General features: G+C 69.9%; 16 protein-coding genes, 1 tRNA gene and 1 pseudogene. 5 read left to right on the forward strand and 13 right to left on the reverse strand.

Going from position 1 to position 16915, the window contains the following annotated elements; translation table 11 throughout:
- Window positions 1–3: 3 nt before the first annotated feature.
- Window positions 4–1416 (forward strand): APC family permease, encoded by a 1413-nt coding sequence (locus AB4078_RS14200; RefSeq protein WP_441977666.1) that lies wholly within the window; start codon window positions 4–6, stop codon window positions 1414–1416.
- A 28-nt stretch (window positions 1417–1444) separates the two neighbouring features.
- Here the strand turns inward: AB4078_RS14200 and AB4078_RS14205 are convergent, their stop codons facing one another.
- On the reverse strand, window positions 1445–1963 hold the full coding sequence (locus tag AB4078_RS14205; protein WP_441977667.1) for a CGNR zinc finger domain-containing protein: 519 nt from the start codon (window positions 1961–1963) through the stop codon (window positions 1445–1447).
- 25 nt (window positions 1964–1988) lie between these two features.
- Here AB4078_RS14205 and AB4078_RS14210 point away from each other — a divergent pair, with 25 nt between their 5' ends.
- Window positions 1989–2255: a hypothetical protein gene (locus AB4078_RS14210; protein ID WP_441977668.1), complete on the forward strand. Its 267-nt coding sequence runs from the start codon at window positions 1989–1991 to the stop codon at window positions 2253–2255.
- Here AB4078_RS14210 and AB4078_RS14215 read toward each other — a convergent pair.
- Both AB4078_RS14215 and AB4078_RS14220 read right to left on the reverse strand, forming a co-directional pair.
- On the reverse strand, window positions 2242–2787 hold the full coding sequence (locus AB4078_RS14215; protein ID WP_441977669.1) for a DUF1697 domain-containing protein: 546 nt from the start codon (window positions 2785–2787) through the stop codon (window positions 2242–2244). The genes AB4078_RS14210 and AB4078_RS14215 overlap by 14 nt on opposite strands.
- Window positions 2784–3443 carry an isochorismatase family protein gene (locus AB4078_RS14220; protein ID WP_441977670.1) on the reverse strand — a complete coding sequence of 220 codons (660 nt, stop codon included), beginning with the start codon at window positions 3441–3443 and terminating at the stop codon, window positions 2784–2786. Before AB4078_RS14220 ends, AB4078_RS14215 begins: the two co-directional genes overlap by 4 nt.
- A gap of 235 nt (window positions 3444–3678) precedes the next feature.
- On the opposite strand from AB4078_RS14220, the pseudogene AB4078_RS14225 reads away from it, so the two are divergent.
- Window positions 3679–3930: pseudogene (locus AB4078_RS14225) on the forward strand (epoxide hydrolase N-terminal domain-containing protein); the annotation flags it as partial.
- Between the two features lie 335 nt (window positions 3931–4265).
- Window positions 4266–4805 (forward strand): alpha/beta fold hydrolase, encoded by a 540-nt coding sequence (locus tag AB4078_RS14230; protein WP_441977671.1) that lies wholly within the window; start codon window positions 4266–4268, stop codon window positions 4803–4805.
- An 89-nt stretch (window positions 4806–4894) separates the two neighbouring features.
- Here AB4078_RS14230 and AB4078_RS14235 read toward each other — a convergent pair.
- From AB4078_RS14235 to AB4078_RS14280, 10 genes are all read right to left on the reverse strand, one after another.
- Window positions 4895–4967: transfer RNA gene (locus AB4078_RS14235), tRNA-Thr, on the reverse strand.
- 149 nt (window positions 4968–5116) lie between these two features.
- A complete protein-coding gene (locus AB4078_RS14240; RefSeq protein ID WP_441977672.1) occupies window positions 5117–6676 on the reverse strand; it encodes an alpha/beta hydrolase in 1560 nt (519 codons plus the stop codon).
- Entirely contained in the window at window positions 6673–7830 is a 1158-nt protein-coding gene (locus AB4078_RS14245; RefSeq protein ID WP_441977673.1) for a DNA polymerase III subunit delta', read from the reverse strand. The genes AB4078_RS14240 and AB4078_RS14245 overlap by 4 nt, the downstream gene beginning before the upstream one ends.
- Before the next feature lie 58 nt (window positions 7831–7888).
- Window positions 7889–8518, reverse strand: a complete 630-nt coding sequence (tmk, locus tag AB4078_RS14250) for a dTMP kinase (protein WP_441977674.1) — start codon at window positions 8516–8518, stop codon at window positions 7889–7891.
- A complete protein-coding gene (topA, locus tag AB4078_RS14255; protein ID WP_441977675.1) occupies window positions 8515–11358 on the reverse strand; it encodes a type I DNA topoisomerase in 2844 nt (947 codons plus the stop codon). The genes tmk and topA overlap by 4 nt, the downstream gene beginning before the upstream one ends.
- 62 nt (window positions 11359–11420) lie before the next feature.
- Window positions 11421–11762, reverse strand: coding sequence for a helicase (locus AB4078_RS14260; RefSeq protein ID WP_441977676.1), 342 nt, complete (start codon window positions 11760–11762; stop codon window positions 11421–11423).
- A complete protein-coding gene (locus tag AB4078_RS14265; protein WP_441977677.1) occupies window positions 11762–12160 on the reverse strand; it encodes a TadE family protein in 399 nt (132 codons plus the stop codon). Before AB4078_RS14265 ends, AB4078_RS14260 begins: the two co-directional genes overlap by 1 nt.
- Window positions 12157–12354: a DUF4244 domain-containing protein gene (locus AB4078_RS14270; protein ID WP_441977767.1), complete on the reverse strand. Its 198-nt coding sequence runs from the start codon at window positions 12352–12354 to the stop codon at window positions 12157–12159. The genes AB4078_RS14265 and AB4078_RS14270 overlap by 4 nt, the downstream gene beginning before the upstream one ends.
- A gap of 134 nt (window positions 12355–12488) precedes the next feature.
- Entirely contained in the window at window positions 12489–13340 is an 852-nt protein-coding gene (locus AB4078_RS14275; protein ID WP_441977678.1) for a type II secretion system F family protein, read from the reverse strand.
- A 101-nt stretch (window positions 13341–13441) separates the two neighbouring features.
- The gene (locus AB4078_RS14280) at window positions 13442–14431 is read right to left on the reverse strand and encodes a TadA family conjugal transfer-associated ATPase (RefSeq protein ID WP_441977679.1); all 990 of its coding nucleotides are present in this window, start codon (window positions 14429–14431) and stop codon (window positions 13442–13444) included.
- Between the two features lie 494 nt (window positions 14432–14925).
- Between AB4078_RS14280 and acs the strand changes: the two genes are divergently transcribed.
- Window positions 14926–16890, forward strand: coding sequence for an acetate--CoA ligase (gene acs, locus AB4078_RS14285; RefSeq protein WP_441977680.1), 1965 nt, complete (start codon window positions 14926–14928; stop codon window positions 16888–16890).
- The last annotated feature ends 25 nt before the right edge of the window (window positions 16891–16915 follow it).

Here is a 16915-nt window from a genome sequence, read left to right on the forward strand (position 1 = left end):
ACGATGTCAACGCTGCCATCCCACTCCGCCATCGCCGCCGGCGACGATCAGCTCGCCCACGCCGTCACGCATGAGCCGGGCGCGCTCCGGCGCACCCTGAAGCTGCGCCACCTGGTCTTCATCGGCCTCGCCTACATGGCGCCGCTCGCGGTGTTCGACATGTTCGGGATCGTCGCCGACCAGACCAGCGGCCACGTGCCGCTCGCCTATCTGGTGGTGCTGGTCGCGGTGCTCTTCACGGCGTTCAGCTACTCGCGCATGGTGCGCTTCTTCCCGATCGCCGGATCCGCCTACACCTACGCGAAGGAGACGATCCACCCGTCCGTGGGCTTCCTCGTGGGCTGGGCGGCGACCCTGGACTATCTGCTGCTGCCGATGATCAACGCGATCCTGTCCGGCATCTACATGGGCGCGATCTATCCCGGCGTGCCGTTCTGGGTGTGGGTGCTGCTCACCGTGGTCATCTGCACTGCGCTCAATCTGGTCGGCGTGCGGCTCGCGGCGAGCATGAACGTGATCCTGGTCGGCATCCAGCTCGTCGTCGCCGTGCTGTTCGTCGTGCTGGCGGTCGTGAACATCTCGAACGGCGCCAATGACGCTTCGTTCACGATCCGCCCGTTCTTCTCGGACGACGTCCAGGCGGCGGCCCTCGCCGGCGGCGCCGCGATCCTCGCACTGTCGTTCCTCGGCTTCGACGCGGTCTCCACCTTGGCCGAGGAGGCGGAGCGTCCGACCAGGGACATCCCCCGCGCGATCTTCCTCATCGTGGCCGCGGCAGGGGCGTTCTTCCTCACCGTCACCTACGTCATGCAGACACTTTTCCCCGACGTGACGAAGCTGGAGAACATCGTCGGCGCCTCCCCCGAGATCGCGAAGTACATCGGCGGCGCCGCGTTCCAGGCGATCTTCGTCGGCGGCTACATGATGGCGGTGCTGGGCTGCGGCATCACGCAGCAGATGAGCGCAGCGCGCCTGCTCTACGCCATGGGCCGCGACGGCGCCCTGCCGAAGCGACTGTTCGGCCGGGTGAACCCGCGAACCGGGGTGCCCGTCGCGAATGTGCTCATCGTCGCCGCGATCGCCCTGGCCGCGCTGTTCGTGAACCTCGCGCAGGCGTCGTCGATGATCAACTTCGGCGCGTTCATCGCCTTCACCTTCGTGAACCTGTCGGTGATCTTCGTGTTCTTCCGATTCATCACGAAGCGCACGATCGGATCCTGGATCAGCTTCGTCGTCGTCCCCGCGATCGGGGTCGTGATCAACGTGGCGCTCTGGCTCAGCCTGGACGGGATCTCGATGATCATCGGCGGCGCATGGACGGCGATCGGGGTCGTCTACCTGCTCGTGAAGACGCGCGGCTTCCGTGCTGCCCCGCCCGACCTGACGGGTCCGATCAACGTCGGCATGTACGACTGATCATCGAGCTGGCACCGGGCCCGGAGCGCTAAGCCCGTCGAGCCCGGTGCCGGCGCACGGCGTCGCGGTTGGCACAGCGCACCGAGCAGTAGCGTTGCCGCCCGTTGCGGGTCACATCGGCCACGACATTTGTGCACGGCGCCGCCGCGCAGCGCCCCAGTCGCGTCATCCCTCGTGTGACCAGGTGCAGTGAGGTGCCGACGGCGATCACGGCGCGCAGCACACGGGGCAGCGAATCCTCCTCGCCGCGATAGTGCAGATGCCAGCCTTCGCCGTCGTGGTCCGTGAGCCGCGGGTACGCCGCCGCCGTGGCCATCTGCGCGTTCAGCAGCGATGCGCGCGCCTGCGCGGTCGCCGCGTCGACGACGCGCAGCCACTCGTCGATCACGACTCGGGTCGCGGAATGGTCCTGCGGATCGTCCGGAAAGAGCATCGTCATGCCGAAGTCACGGGTGCGCTGCTCGATGCCGGCGCGATCGGACGGCCAGTCGTTCGCGAGCGATGCCGCCATCAGAACCGCGTACTCGCCGTAAGGGTTGAGATGCATAAGAGCATTACATCATCGTGGAATCATGACCGCCGCATCCACCCCCGACACCGCATCGATCCCCCTCACGACTCCGGATCCGCTCCGACCCGCTCCCGCGCACGAGCATGCCTGGAGGACGCGGTCCCGGCACAGGACGTCCGACGGCACGCTGCTGTACGTCCGCTGCGTGACCTGCGGCGCGCAACGCGTGGATCTGCATGCCGCAGACTCTGCGGCTCCGACCGCGCTCAGCCGCGCCCTCGGGGCCGGCGAGACCGATGGGCCGGCCGAGGGCGTCAGCCGGCCGTGAGCTCGGCGAGCTTCCGCACCGTGCGGAGGTTGCGCGCGGTACCGGCGACACCCAGCGCGCGATCGAGCACCGGGCGCGTGAGCTTGCTGGAGTGCACTCCCCCGGCGCCGAAATCGATCCACAGGTCGTTTCCGCGCAGGGCGATCCGTTCGCCGGGCTGCAGTCGCTCATTCAGCGTCTCGACCGCATCGGCCCGCGGCACTCCCTCGAGGAACATCGCGTGCAGCATCTTGTCGGCCGCAGCATCGGGGAACGGGTTCTCCTCGATCGCACGGACCAACTCGTGGTGCGTGCGCAGGATCACCGGGGTGTCCACGCCGAACGCGTCGTGGATCAGCGTCCGCACCTCTGCGCAGGCCGCCGCGTGATCCGCGGGCGCATCGCAGATGACGTTGCCGCTCGCGATGTACGTGGTCACCGTGCCGAACCCCCCGCGGTCGTTCATGAGCGCACGCAACTCCGCCATCGGCACCTTGTTCGCGCCGCTCACGTTCACGGCGCGCAGCAGCAGCGCGCAGCGTTCGACGGTCATTCGGCGGAGCCGTCGGTCGGCTGGTCGGAGACATCCGCGGAACCGGCGGGCGCCGTGCCCTCGGCCGGAGCATCCCGTCGGTCGGCGCTCGGCACGAGCTCGGCCCCGGCATGCGCGAGCTCGGCGAGCGCTGCGGCGCTCGATTCGGCGCCGACGCCCGCGACGAGGTCGGTCAGGATCCGCACGTGCACGCCGTGTGCGATCGCGTCGGACGCGGAGGCGCGCACGCAGTGGTCGGTCGCGATGCCGACGACGTCGGCGGTGAGCACGCTGTGCGCGGACAGGATCGCGGCGACCGTCTCGTCCGTCTCCGTCACACCCTCGAACATGGAGTAAGCGGGCTTGCCCTGCCCCTTACGCACGTGGTGGGTGACGGAGGCGGTGTCCAGCAGCGAGTCGTAGTCGGCGCCCGTGGTGCCGGCGACGCAGTGCACGGGCCAGCTGTCGACGTAGTCGGGCGCCTCGGAGAAGTGTCCGCCGTTGTCCCCCGTCGCGTCATGCCAGTCCCGCGAGGCGATGATGACGTCGTAGTCGGCCGCGTGCTCGTGCAGCAGCGCGGTGACGCCGCGGGCGACCGCGTCACCGCCGACCACGGCGAGGGCCCCCTCCTCGGTGAAGTCGTTCTGGACGTCGACGATCAGCAGTGCACGGGACATGCTCCGAGCGTACGCCGGAACGACGAAACCCCCTCCGAGGAGGGGGTTTCCCGTCGAGTCGAACGCCCGATGTGCGGCGCACCCTGCTTCCTCGCCATGGAGCTGACTCGCCTGTCTTGTGCACGACGGAAGCGTTCCTTACGCTCGAGACAGCTCCAAGATCCACGCCGCGGCCCGCATCCGTGCCGTGGTCCGCCGTGTCTTTCGGTTCTGTCCGCGCCTGGGAAGGGCGACGATGATCCCTCGTCTCAACCATCCGTCCGATCTCGAGGATCTTCGGCGCCGGCTTCGCGCGACCCGCTGGCCCGAGCCGTGGCCGGAGGTCGGATGGGAGGCGGGGACTCGACTCGACGACCTGCAGCGTCTCGTCGCCCACTGGGCCGATGGTTTCGATGCGGACGCACAGCAGGACCGGATCGAGGCGCTCCCCTGGCGTTCGGCCGACCTCGATGGCACGCCTGTCGGCTACCTGCGCTTCGACCCTGTCACGCCGGGCTCCGCTCTGCCGATCGTCCTGACCAATGGCTGGCCGAGCAGCGCGCTCGAGCTCGTGGATCTGGCCGAGCGCCTCTCGAACCCCTCCCGTTTCGCGGGCGACCCGTCCGATGCCCGCACCGTCATCGTGCCAGCCCTACCCGGCTTCCCGTTCTCGCCTCAGCGACCGACCCTCACCGGACAGACGCACGAGCTGTGGCACCGGCTGATGACCGCCGAGCTCGGATTCCCGCGGTACATCGCACACGGCGGTGATCTCGGCGCCGGGATCACCTCCCGTCTGCGCAGGCGCACCCCGAACACCTCGCGGGCATCCATCTTCTTGCCGTGGCGGCACCGCGTGAGGTCGACTCCGAGACCCTCACCGATGACGAGCGCGACCATCTCGAGCGCGTGCAGAGATGGATCTCGACGGAGGGCGCCTACCAGCACCAGCACCAGACCCGCCCGCTCACGCTCGCCCCGGCGCTCTCCGACTCGCCGGCCGGGCTGCTCTCCTGGATCCTGGAGAAGCACCGCGCATGGAGCGACTGCGGAGGAGTCCTCTCGACCCGATTCTCAGATGACTATCTCCTCACCCTCGCGTCGCTGTACTGGTCCACGAACTCGATCGCGACCTCGCTCCGGCCGTACTACGAGTTCGCCGCAGGACTCACGACTCGGGTCGACCGCGTTTCGGTGCCCACCGCGGTCGCGCTCTTCCCGTTCGACCTCGCCCGCCCTCCGCGCAGCTGGGCGGAGCGCACCTATGACGTCGTGCGGTACACCGTCATGCCCCGTGGCGGGCATTTCGCGCCGCATGAAGAGCCGGCGCTCCTCGCCGCGGACATCACAGAGTTCGCTCGGTCCCTGCCCCGGGTCGGCTGACCGCACACCGCAGCAGGAGAGGACGATGTCAGCACCGGTGCGACCAGGCCGAACGACGAAACCCCCTCCGAGGAGGGGGTTTCCGGTCGAGCCGCCCAAGGGAATCGAACCCTTGACCTTTTCATTACGAGTGAAATGCTCTGCCGACTGAGCTAGGGCGGCGCACACCCTGGTGGATGCGCATGCGGGCGAACCGCACGATCAACGATCTTACCCTGTCCGCGGGCGTGCTGCGAACCACGCGCACCCCGGGCGCGGCCCGGTCACGGCGACCACCGTCTCCGTGCGGATCCGGCCGTTCCGTCCGGATCTCACTTCTCGCAGCGGATCCCCGCCTTGTCCGGCACGGTGCCGTCCACGAAGTAGGCGTCCACGGCATCGTCCACGCACGAGTTGCCCTTGTTGTAGCCGGTGTGCCCCTCGCCGACGCGGGTGATGAGGATGCCGCCCTCGAGCTGCTTCGCGAGCGACTCGGCCCAGGTGTACGGGGTGGCGGGGTCATTGGTCGTGCCGATGACGAGGATGGGACCGGACCCCGCGGCGGCGATCTCGCCGCGCTTGCCCGTGGGAGGGTACGGCCACTGCTCGCACGGGTCGGGACCATCCCAGTACGGGGCGATGGTCGGAGCCTCGGCCTTGATCTTGGCATCGGATGCCGCCTTGGCCGCCGCGTCGTCCTCCAGGGGGTAGTCCATGCAGTTGTACGCCCGGAACGCCTCGGTCGAGTTGTCGGAGTACTTGCCGTTCTCGCGGTTGTTGTAGAAGTCCGCGAGCTGGAAGGCCACGGAGGGGTCGCCCTTCAGCACTGCCGTGAGCGACTGCGTGAGATACGACCAGCTGTCCTGCGAGTACAGCGCCGCGACGATCGAGGTCATCAGGGAGTCCGCTCCCAGCATGCGGCCGTCGGTGTTCTTCTGCGGTGAGCGGTCGACGCTCGCGAGGAGAGCGCCGAGATCTTTCATGGCGTCGTCGACCGTGCCCTGGAAAGGGCATTTCTTGCCCTTGAGGCAATCAGCCATGTACGCGCGCAGGGCGGACTCGAATCCGATCGCCTGCGTCGTGCTGACATCGAGGTTGGAGACCGCCGGATCCAGGGCGCCGTCCAGCACCAGGTGGCCCACGCGCTCCGGGTACAGCTCGGCGTAGGTGGCGCCGAGGAACGTGCCGTAGGAGTAGCCGAGGTAGTTCAGCTTCTTGTCCCCCAACACGGCCCGGAGCAGATCCATGTCACGCGCGGAGTTCACCGTGGTGATGTAGGGCAGGATCCCATCGCTGTTCTGCTCACAGGCGTCGGCGAAGTCCTTGTTGGCGTTCTTCTGCGCCGTGGTCCACTCGTCGCTGCCGCGCGCGCCGGGGCGGATCGAGTACAGGTAGTCGTCCATCTGCGACGCGTCGAAGCACTTCACCGCGGTGGAGGATCCGACGCCGCGAGGATCGAAGCCGATGACGTCGTAATTCTTGATGAGGGTCGGGCTGACCGCGTAGTCCAGGCTCGACTTGATCAGGTCGAGACCGCTCGCCCCGGGTCCGCCCGGGTTGGTCAGAAGAGATCCCTTCGAGGCGCCGGTCGCTCGATGACGCACCACGGCGAGGTCGAGAGTCCCTTTGCCGGGGTCCTCCCAGTCGAGCGGGGTCTTCACCGTGGTGCAGTCCATCCCAGCGCCGCACCCTGACCAGCTCAGCTTCTGCCCATAGAACGGCTTGAGGTCTTCGGCGATGCCCGAGGTGTCGGGGGTCGCGGTCGGTCCGGCTGACGTGGGGTGGGCCGGGATCATCGCATACAGGCAACCGGACAGCGCGATCGCAGCGACGACGAGACCCGCCACCACCACCGAGGCGCGACGCAGGCGCGAGCGGGAACGGGTGTTCATGGTCTCCTCCCGCTCGTGACGGTCACGAGCAAGCTCTCAAGGGCGAGCACGGGAGCGACGTTGCGCTCCAGCGCTTCCCTGGTCTCGGCCAGATGATCCAGCACGATCAGGGTGCGCTCCGGCGCCCACGCGGCAGCGAGGGCGGCGAGTTCGGGCGCGAGTTCTTCGTTGATGAGCGCGTCACCGCGGCCGAACTGCAGCATCACCACATCCCGGAACAGCGACTGCAGGTCGGTGAGGACCCGATCGAGGCCGTCGCGCACGCTGCGCTTGGCGCGCTGCTTCTGCTCGTCCTCCAGGGCGTTGATCTGCGAGCGCACGGCGGGCGGCACGGCCTGACCCTCGGCGATGCCCACCGTGTGCAGCAGCGCGCGGCGCTCGGCGTCGTCCCGCTCGGCGGTGAGGGCCTTCGCGTCGTCCGTCGCGGCCTGCACGATCTGCCCGGCGACCTCGATGGCGTCGTTGACCCCGCGCGCGCTCAGCACGGCGCGCAGAGTCTGCTCGCGGCGAGCGCGAGCGGCCTCGTCGGTCGCGAGCCGCTGCGCCATGCCGATGTGCCGCTGAGCGTGCCGGGCGGATTGCTCCGCCACGACCGGATCCGCCCCGGTGCGACGCACGATGAGCTCGGCGACCGCGGCCACATCGGGCTCGCGCAGCCGCAGCGAACGCACGCGGGAGCGGATCGTGGGCAGCAGATCCGCCTCGCTCGGCGCGCACAGGATCCAGACCGTCTGCTCGGGCGGCTCCTCGAGCGCCTTCAGCAGCACGTTCGAGGTGCGTTCGGTCATGCGATCGGCATCCTCGACGACGATCACGCGATACCGCCCGTTGGACGGGCCGAAGTACGACCGTTCGACGAGCGCACGGGCCTCGGCGATCGAGATGATCACCTTCTCCGTGCGCAGCACCGTCACGTCGGGGTGAGTGCCGGCGAGCACCTGACGCATGGTCTGCTCATCGTCCGGCCCCGAGGCGATCAGCGACGCGGCGAAGGCCGTGGCGAGCGTGGACCGGCCGGATCCGGGCGGCCCGGTGATGAGCCATGCGTGCGACATCGCCGCCGGGTCGGTGACCGCGGCCTGCAGCGTCTCCACTGCGGCATCCTGCCCCCACACGTCCGTCCATGGAAAAGGAGCGAAGACGGTGGCCGGCATGCGGTCAAGCCTAACCGCGGGGAGCGACATCGCGCGCCCTGTGCACAGGGCGCGCGGCTCAGTTCAGCAGCGTCGCCACACGCGCGCGCACCGCTTCCGCGATCGCGTCCGGGTCCTGCGCGGCGTCGACGACGACGAAGCGCTCCGGTTCGGCCTCGGCAAGGGCGAGGAAGGACGCACGCACGCGCTGGTGGAACTCCTCCCGCTCGGCTTCGAGCCGGTCGAACGGCTTCTCCGCTGAATCCAGCCGGCGCCGTGCGGTAGTGGGATCGAGGTCGAGCAGCACGGTGAGGTCGGGCAGCGCGCCCTCGGCGCCCCACAAGGAGAGCCCGCGCACCTGGTCCGCGTCCAGCACGCGGCCGGCCCCCTGATACGCCACCGAGGAGTCCAGGTAGCGGTCCTGGATCACGACCTCCCCGCGCTCGAGCGCGGGGCGCACGACGGTGGCGACGTGGTGGGCGCGGTCGGCGGCGTACAGCAGCGCCTCGGCACGAGGGGCAATGTCACCACGGTGGTGCAGCACGATGTCGCGGATCAGCACGCCGACCTCGGAACCGCCGGGCTCGCGCGTGCGCAGCGTCTTCCAGCCCTGCTCGTGCAGCCAGCCCTCCAGGAGCCCCGCCTGCGTGGTCTTGCCGGAGCCGTCGCCGCCCTCGAGGGTGATCCAGAGGCCGCGGCCCCCGCTCACGCGCCGGCCTGCTTCTTCGCCGCGTTGGCGGCCCGGGTGGCGGCGGCCTTCTTCGCGGCGGCGGAGCGGGCGGCGGCCTTCTCGTCGTCGGTCTTGGCCGCCACCTTCCGTGCCGGAGCCTTCTTCGCTGCCGCCTTGCCGGGGGCCTTCTTCGCCGTGGTCGTCTTCTTCGCAGCGGCCGCCCGGGTTCCGCGCTTGGGCGCCGGCCCCTTCGCGCGCTTGTCGGCCAGCATCTGCACGGCGATCTCGAAGGTGATGTCCTGCACCTGCTGTCCGCGCGGGATCGTCACATTGGTCTCGCCGTCGGTGACGTATGCGCCGAAGCGGCCGTCGCGGATCCGGATCGGCTTGCCGCTCACGGGATCCGCCTCGAACTCGGCAAGCGCACTGGATGCGCGCCGGGCGCCGTACTTGGGCTGCGCGTAGATCGCCAGCGCCTGGTCCAGGCTGATGTCGAAGATCTGCTGCTCGCTCTCCAGCGAGCGCGAGTCGGCGCCCTTCTTCAGGTACGGCCCGAATCGGCCATTCTGCGCGGTGATCTCCTCCTCCGTCGCCGGATCCACGCCCACCACGCGCGGCAGCTCGAGGAGCTTCAGCGCCGTGTCCAGGTCGATCGTGTCGACCGACATCGAGCGGAACAGCGAGGCGGTGCGCGGCTTGGGCGCCGCCTCCTTCTTCGCGCCCCGCTTGGGCTTCGGCGCTTCGACGACCTCGCCGGTCGCCTCATCGACCTGGTCATCGTCGGAGACCGGATCGTTCTCCTGGATGTACGGGCCGAATCGGCCGTCCTTGACGACGATCACCTTGCCGTTGTCGGGGTTCTCCCCCAGCACGCGGTCGCCCGCGACGGGAGCGTCGATGAGCTCCTGCGCCTTGGCCGCGGTCAGCTCGTCGGGAGCCAGATCCTCCGGCACGTTGACGATGCGCGGCTTCGCGTCGGGGTGCGCCTGGTCGGCGACCTCGAGGTACGGGCCGTACTTGCCGAACCGGAGCGTGGCCGTGTCGGTGATCCGCGTCGCGTTCAGCGCCCGCGCATCGATCTCACCCAGGTTGTCGACCACCTGGCGCAGGCCCACCTGGGTGTCGTTGCCGTAGTAGAAGGAGTGCAGCCACTCGATGCGCTTCTGCTCGCCGCGGGCGATCGCGTCGAGGTCGTCCTCGAGCGCGGCCGTGAAGTCGTAGTCGATGAGATCGGCGAAGTGCTGCTCGAGCAGCCGCACCACGCTGAACGCCATCCACGTCGGAACGAGCGCCTGACCGCGCTTGGTCGCGTAGCCGCGGTCGATCACGGTGCCGATGATGCTGGCGAACGTCGACGGGCGCCCGATGCCGTGCTCCTCGAGCGCCTTGACCAGCGACGCCTCCGTGTAGCGCGGCTTCGGGGTGGTGCGGTGCGGCTTCGCCTCAGCCTCCGCGACGCCGAGCACGTCCCCGACGGCGACCGCCGGGAGCGACTGGTTCTCCGCGGCATCGGCGGCGTGGCGCTTCTCGTCGCGTCCCTCCTCGTACGCCTCCAGGAATCCCTTGAAGGTGTACACCGTGCCGGACGCGGTGAACTCGGCCGTGCGCCCATCGGCATCGACGGCGATCGTCACCGTGGTGGTCTCGTACTTCGCGTCCGACATCTGGCTGGCGACCGTGCGCTTCCAGATCAGGTCGTAGAGACGCGACTCCTCGCGATCGAGCTGCGACGCCACCGAAGCGGGCGTGCGGAACTTCTCGCCCGACGGCCGGATCGCCTCATGCGCCTCCTGCGCGTTCTTGCTCTTGCCCTTGTACACGCGGGGCTTCAGCGGCACGGCCGCATCGCCGTAGAGCGCGACCGCCTGCGACCGGGCCGCCTGCACCGCCTGGGTGCTGAGAGCGACCGAGTCGGTGCGCATATAGGTGATGTAGCCCTTCTCGTAGAGACGCTGGGCGACACTCATCGCCTGCTTCGCGCTCATCGAGAGCTTGCGCCCCGCCTCCTGCTGCAGCGTGGAGGTCGTGAAGGGGGCGTACGGGCTGCGAGTGCCGGGCTTCGCCTCGACCTTGGTGACGGTGCCGGATCCGACGGCGTCGACGGCGGCGGCGAGCGCGGCGGCCGCCTTCTCATCGAGGATGACGACCGCCCTCTTCAGAGCGCCGTTGTCGTCGAAGTCCGTGCCGCGGGCGATCGCGCCGCCGTCCAGGCGGACCAGACGCACCGTGAAGGCCGAGCCCGACGCGGATGCCGTGGCGTCCACATCCCAGTACTCGGCCGAGACGAACGCCATGCGTTCACGCTCGCGGTCCACGATCATTCGGGTGGCAGCCGACTGCACGCGACCCGCGGAGAGGCCCGACTTGACCTTGTACCAGAGCACCGGCGAGACGTCCCACCCGTACAGGCGGTCCAGGATCCGGCGGGTCTCCTGCGCGTCGACGAGCGCGAGGTCGAGCTCGCGGGTGTTGCCGACCGCGGCCTGGATCGCATCCTTGGTGATCTCGTGGAAGACCATGCGCTTGACCGGCACCTTGGGCTTCAGCGTCTCCAGGAGATGCCACGCGATGGCCTCGCCCTCGCGGTCCTCATCGGTGGCGAGCAGGAGCTCGTCGGCGGTCTTCAGTGCGCGCTTCAGCTCGGCGACGGTCTTGGTCTTGCGATCCGAGACCACGTAATAGGGGTCGAAGTCGTGGTCGACATCGATCGAGTACTTGCCGTACGCCTGCTTGTCAGCGGCCGGGATGTCCTTCTTGTCGGCCAGGTCACGGATGTGACCCACCGAGCTGAGCACCTCGAAGCCCTCGCCGAGATAGCCCTGAATGGACCTCATCTTCGTCGGGGACTCGACGATGACAAGCTTCTTGCCTTGCGCCACGGGTGCGTCCTTTCGTCGAAGCACACCATACACACCGCACCGGAGTCGGGGACTCAGCACGATCATCCGTCGCCCGCAGGAAGTTCGGGTGGTCCTGCACGGGATCCGGCGACGGCCGGGAATCCAGCGTACGCCGCCGCGACGTGCACGATGACCACAGCGCCCTCGATGCGACAGTCCCGCAGAGCCGCCTGGTGCGCCTGCGCGACCCGGGCGGCGAGGGCGCAGGGGTCATCCGCCGCGGGGATCGCTCCCGAGAGCGTGTCGGCCGCGGCCAATGCTGCGGCGTCGGCGGCCGCGGCCATCCGCTGCGATGTCGCACCGGCCCCGCCGACCATGGCAGCGCCGAGCCCGAGCACTGCCGTCACGGCGATCCCGCCGACCGCGAGTGCGGAGCCCGCCATCACCGGCCCCCATCCAGGGCACACCCGGTCGCATGGATCGGCACGGCGATTCCGCCGAGGATGCGCGTCTCGGCCGACGCAGTGACGCACACCAGGTCGTCGGATCTGCTCACCGCGAATCCCGCCGCCGGATCCGCTCGCGCCACGGCAGCCCCGGCTCCGCCCGCTTCGTCCCCTCGCCCGAGGATGCGCGCAGCGTCGGCCACCGCATCCTGCAGCGCCACCATGCGCATGCCCGCACCCAGCGCGCCGACGCCGAGCAGCATCGTCAGCACGACGATCGGCAGGGCGACGGCGAGCTCCGCCGTCGCGGACCCGCGCTCCCGATCGCGGTGCGCAGCCCCGGCCGGGGCATGCCCGCGACCAGGACGGCGACCGAACGGGCTCCGTGGCGTCATGCCACCGTCAGCGCACGGCGCACGAGATCCGTCAGGATCCCGCGCACCTCATCGCTGCGCATGATCACGACGAGCAAGCCGGCGAAGGCGACCGCCGCCATCGTCGCGATGGCGTACTCCGCCGTGGCGGCGCCGGTCTCGTCGCCGAAAAGCAGGGCCGCCCGCCGCCGGGTGAGCGGCGGCAGGGCGACGATGGGCGACGCCGACGCGGCCGCGTCGGCATGCCGGATCGACGACGACGTCACGTCGACCCTGGGATGGATCTGGTTCATGGTATTCCTTCTCTCTTCTCTTGCGGATGACGGCACCAGGTCGGGAGCCGTCGGGCTCAGTTGAACGGCAGCGGGGTCGTCGACAGCACGCTCAGGATCAGGGGCGCGACGCCCAGCAGCATGAACGCCGGCAGCGTGCAGGCCCCGAGTGGGAGCAGCAGGCGCGAGCTCAGCCGCGCGGCGCCCGTGCGACCGGCGGTGCGGGCATCCCGCCTCGCGCGATCCGCCTCGGCCCGCAGCAGTTCCACCGCCGGCACTCCGGCAGCCCTGGACAGACGCAGCACGCGCTCGATCGCCTCCTCGGCAGTCGCAGGGTCATCGTCCGCCGTGCTCTCCTGCTCCACGAGCGAACGGGCGCGCGGGATCGCGGTTCCGCCCGTGAGCGCGACCACGAGCAGCTCCGCGCGGATCCCCGGGACCCCCGGTTGCGGGGCGGCCCGCCGTACCAGGGCTCTGGTCCATGCGCGCGCGGCCCACAGCAGCCCCAACCCGGATGCCAGGCATGCCCATCCGGCCGGCTGCGTGAGCAGCACCGTCACGGTGTCGAAGCCGAGGGCGGTGCCGAGTAGCAGGCCGACCAGCGGCAGCCACAGCATGAGCCGGGCCGTGCCGGCAGGTTCCGCGAGCGCAACCGAGATCTCGGCCCTGATGTCACCGGCACCCTCGAGTGCCGCGGCGATCGCGCGCAGCACCTCCCCCAGCGGTGCGCCCACGGTCGCGGCGATCCCCCACGCCGCCGCGACCGTGCGCCACACCCCGCCCCGGATGCGGATCGCATCGACCAGCGCACGTCCGTGCTCCACATCGGCGAGCACGTCGACGGCGTCGGCCGAGCCGCTCTCCGCCAGGTGCCGCCAGGCTGTCAGCGGCGCCGCGCCCGCCTGCAGCAGCACGGCCAGTGTGCGCACGACCTCCGCGACCTCGGCCTCGCTGCGTTCGCCTCCACCTCGCAGACGCCGATGCCCCGACCGAACACGCCCGCCAGCTCCGGGCCACCGCTTCACGCGCCTCACCACGGCTGCACCTCCTCGATGCCCAGGTGCTCGCCCTCCAGCCGCAGCACGCCCACCTGCGCGAGCCGGCGCACCCCGCCCGTGGCGCGCACCAGATGCAGCACAAAGGCGAACGCGCTCACGGCCTGACGTGCGAGCGCGGGCGGATCCATCCCCGCCAGTGCGCCGAGCGCTTCCAGCCGGGCGGGAACGTCGGCGAGTCCACTCGCGTGCAGGGTGCCCGCGCCGCCGTCGTGGCCCGTGTTGAGCGCGGTCAGCAGATCTCGGATCTCCTCCCCGCGGCACTCCCCCACGATCAGCCGGTCCGGCCGCATCCGCAGGGACTCGCGCACGAGGCGGGCCACGCCGATCGCGCCGACGCCCTCCAGGTTCGGCTGCCGGGCCTCGAGTGACACATGGTGCGCATGCCGGGGCCGCAGTTCGGCGACGTCCTCGATCGTGACGATCCGCTCCTGCGGCGGCACGTGCGCGAGCAGGGCCGCAAGCATCGTGGTCTTCCCCGTGCCGGTGCCTCCTGTGATCAGCACGTTCTTCCGCTCGCGCACCGTCCGCTCGAGCCAGGCCCGCTGCGCCGCGTCGACAGCGCCGAGCCGGCCCAGGTCGTCGAGATCCGCAGCGCGCACCCGCGGGATCCGCACCGAGACCGCGGTTCCGCTGGTCGACACCGGCGCGAGCACGGCATGCACGCGGACGCCCGAGGCGAGCCGCACGTCCACGCAGGGCGCCTGATCGTCGAGGTGCCGGCCGCCGAGCGCCACCAGCCGCACGGCGAGCTCGCGCACCTCGCGCTCCGACGCGGTCCATCCGGGCACCGGCTCGGCGCCGGCGCCGCGATCGAGGAAGAGGCCGCCGGCACCGTTCAGGAACAGATCCGTCACCTGCGGATCTGCGGCGTGCACGGCCAGCTCGCCGAATGCCGGATCCAGTTCCAGCCGCTCGGCGGCGGCAGCGGATCCGCGCGGGACGATCACGAAGGGCGAGGCCATGTCCCGACGCTAGGGATCCACGTCCCAGCGCAGGACGGGGTTCGCGCAACCCGTGCACAACCTGCGGTCCGGCCGGTCTGTGCGGAGCGAGCGGCGGCCTGCGACGCCGGCGGTCGCGCCCCGTGGGTCGACAGGAGAAATGCCATTCCGCAGGACGGATCCGGCCGGATCCTCCTCCGGAGACGCGATCGTCCTGCAGAAGTGCGACGCGGAGGCCGTGGCGCACGCCGCGGGGAGAAGAGAGGTGGGCGGCATCCCACGGGGGGAATGGGATGCCGCCCGACTGCGGCCGGCGGTGGGGGGAACCGTCGGAGCCGCAGGAAGCCGGATTCGATTGATCGGCCGTCGGACAGTGTACGTCTGAAAAGGAACTGTACAAAACGGATCCGAGTACCGACTTCCGTCGGTAGTGAGAGACTCTGGGCACGGCTAGATTCGCCGATGTCCCGGCTCACGCCGCGATGCCCCCCGCCGCAAAGGAGCGCCCTCTCATCATGAGCAGCCAGATCGATCACGTCTTCGACGAGACCCGCGTCTTCCCGCCCTCCCCCGAGTTCGCCGCGGCGGCCGTCGCGCAGCCGGAGATCTACACCGAGGCGGCCACCGATCGCGAGGCGTTCTGGGCGAAGCAGGCCCGCGAGCTGCACTGGCACACGCCGTTCACCGAGGTGCTGGACTGGTCCGCGCCTCCTTTCGCGAAGTGGTTCGCGGACGGCGAGCTCAACGTCGCATACAACTGCCTCGACCGGCACGTCGAGGCCGGGAACGGCGACCGCGTCGCCCTGCTCTGGGAGGGCGAGCCCGGCGATGAGCGCCGGATCACCTATGCCGAGCTGACCGACGAGGTCAAGCGCCTGGCGAACGTGCTCGAAGGGCTCGGCGTCGGCCACGGCGACCGCGTCGCCATCTACCTGCCGATGATCCCCGAGGCCGTGGCCTCGATGCTCGCCGTCGCGCGCATCGGCGCGATCCACTCCGTCGTCTTCGGCGGCTTCAGCGCCGACAGCCTGCGCTCGCGCATCGACGACGCCGGCGCGAAGCTCGTGATCACCGCCGACGGCGGCTACCGCAAGGGCAAGGCGTCCGCGCTCAAGCCGACGGTCGACCAGGCGCTCGCCGACCGGGGCTACGGCGAGCAGAACACCGTCGAGCACGTGCTCGTGGTGAAGCGCTGCGGGAACGAGATCGACTGGGACGACGAGCGCGACCTCTGGTACCACGACGTGGTGGGCGCAGCCTCGAACGCGCACGACGCGCAGGCGTTCCCCGCCGAGAACCCGCTGTTCATCCTCTACACCTCCGGTACCACCGGGAAGCCCAAGGGCATCCTGCACACCTCCGGCGGCTACCTCACGCAGGCGTCGTACACGCACCGCGTCGTCTTCGACCTGAAGCCCGAGACCGACGTCTACTGGTGCACCGCCGACATCGGTTGGGTCACCGGACACTCGTACGTGGCGTACGGGCCGCTCGCCAACGGCGCCACGCAGGTCATGTACGAGGGCACGCCGGAGACCCCGCAGCAGGGACGCTGGTGGGACATCATCCAGAAGTACGGCGTCACCACTCTTTACACGGCTCCCACCGCGATCCGCTCGTTCATGAAGCTGGGCCGCGAGATCCCCAACCAGTACGATCTGACCTCCCTGCGCCTGCTCGGATCCGTCGGCGAACCGATCAACCCCGAAGCCTGGATCTGGTACCGCGACGTCATCGGCGGCAGCCGCACGCCGATCGTGGACACCTGGTGGCAGACCGAGACCGGCGCGATTATGGTCTCCCCGCTCCCCGGCATCACGGCGACCAAGCCGGGCTCGGCGCAGGTGGCGGTGCCCGGCATCTCGATCGACGTGGTCGACGACGACGGCGCCACGGTGGGCATCGGCGGCGGCGGGCTGCTGGCGATCACCGAGCCGTGGCCGAGCATGCTGCGCGGCATCTGGGGCGACCCGGAGCGGTTCAAGGAGACGTACTGGGAGAAGTTCGAGAAGCAGGGCTACTACTTCGCGGGTGACGGCGCACGCTTCGACGACGACGGCGACCTGTGGCTGCTCGGCCGCGTCGACGACGTGATGAACGTGTCCGGCCACCGCCTCTCCACCGCCGAGATCGAGTCCGCCCTCGTGGCACATGAGGCGACCGCCGAGGCCGCCGTGGTCGGCGCCTCCGATGAGACCACGGGTCAGGCGGTCGTCGCGTTCGTCATCATCAAGGAGAGCTACCTCAAGGCGCACTCCCCCGAGGGCCTCGCGCAGCTGCTGCGCGGCTGGGTCGGCGAGCAGATCGGCCCGATCGCCCGTCCGCGTGACGTCTACATCGTCGGAGAGCTGCCCAAGACCCGCTCCGGCAAGATCATGCGCCGCCTGCTGCGCGATGTGGCGGAGGGCCGTGAGGTCGGCGACACGACCACCCTCGCCGACACGATGGTGATGTCGACCATCTCGGCACAAGTGAAGTAGCGGATCCGGTCCCCACGACAGCAGA

This window comes from Microbacterium sp. 2MCAF23 (genome assembly GCF_052115565.1).
Taxonomy (GTDB): domain Bacteria; phylum Actinomycetota; class Actinomycetes; order Actinomycetales; family Microbacteriaceae; genus Microbacterium.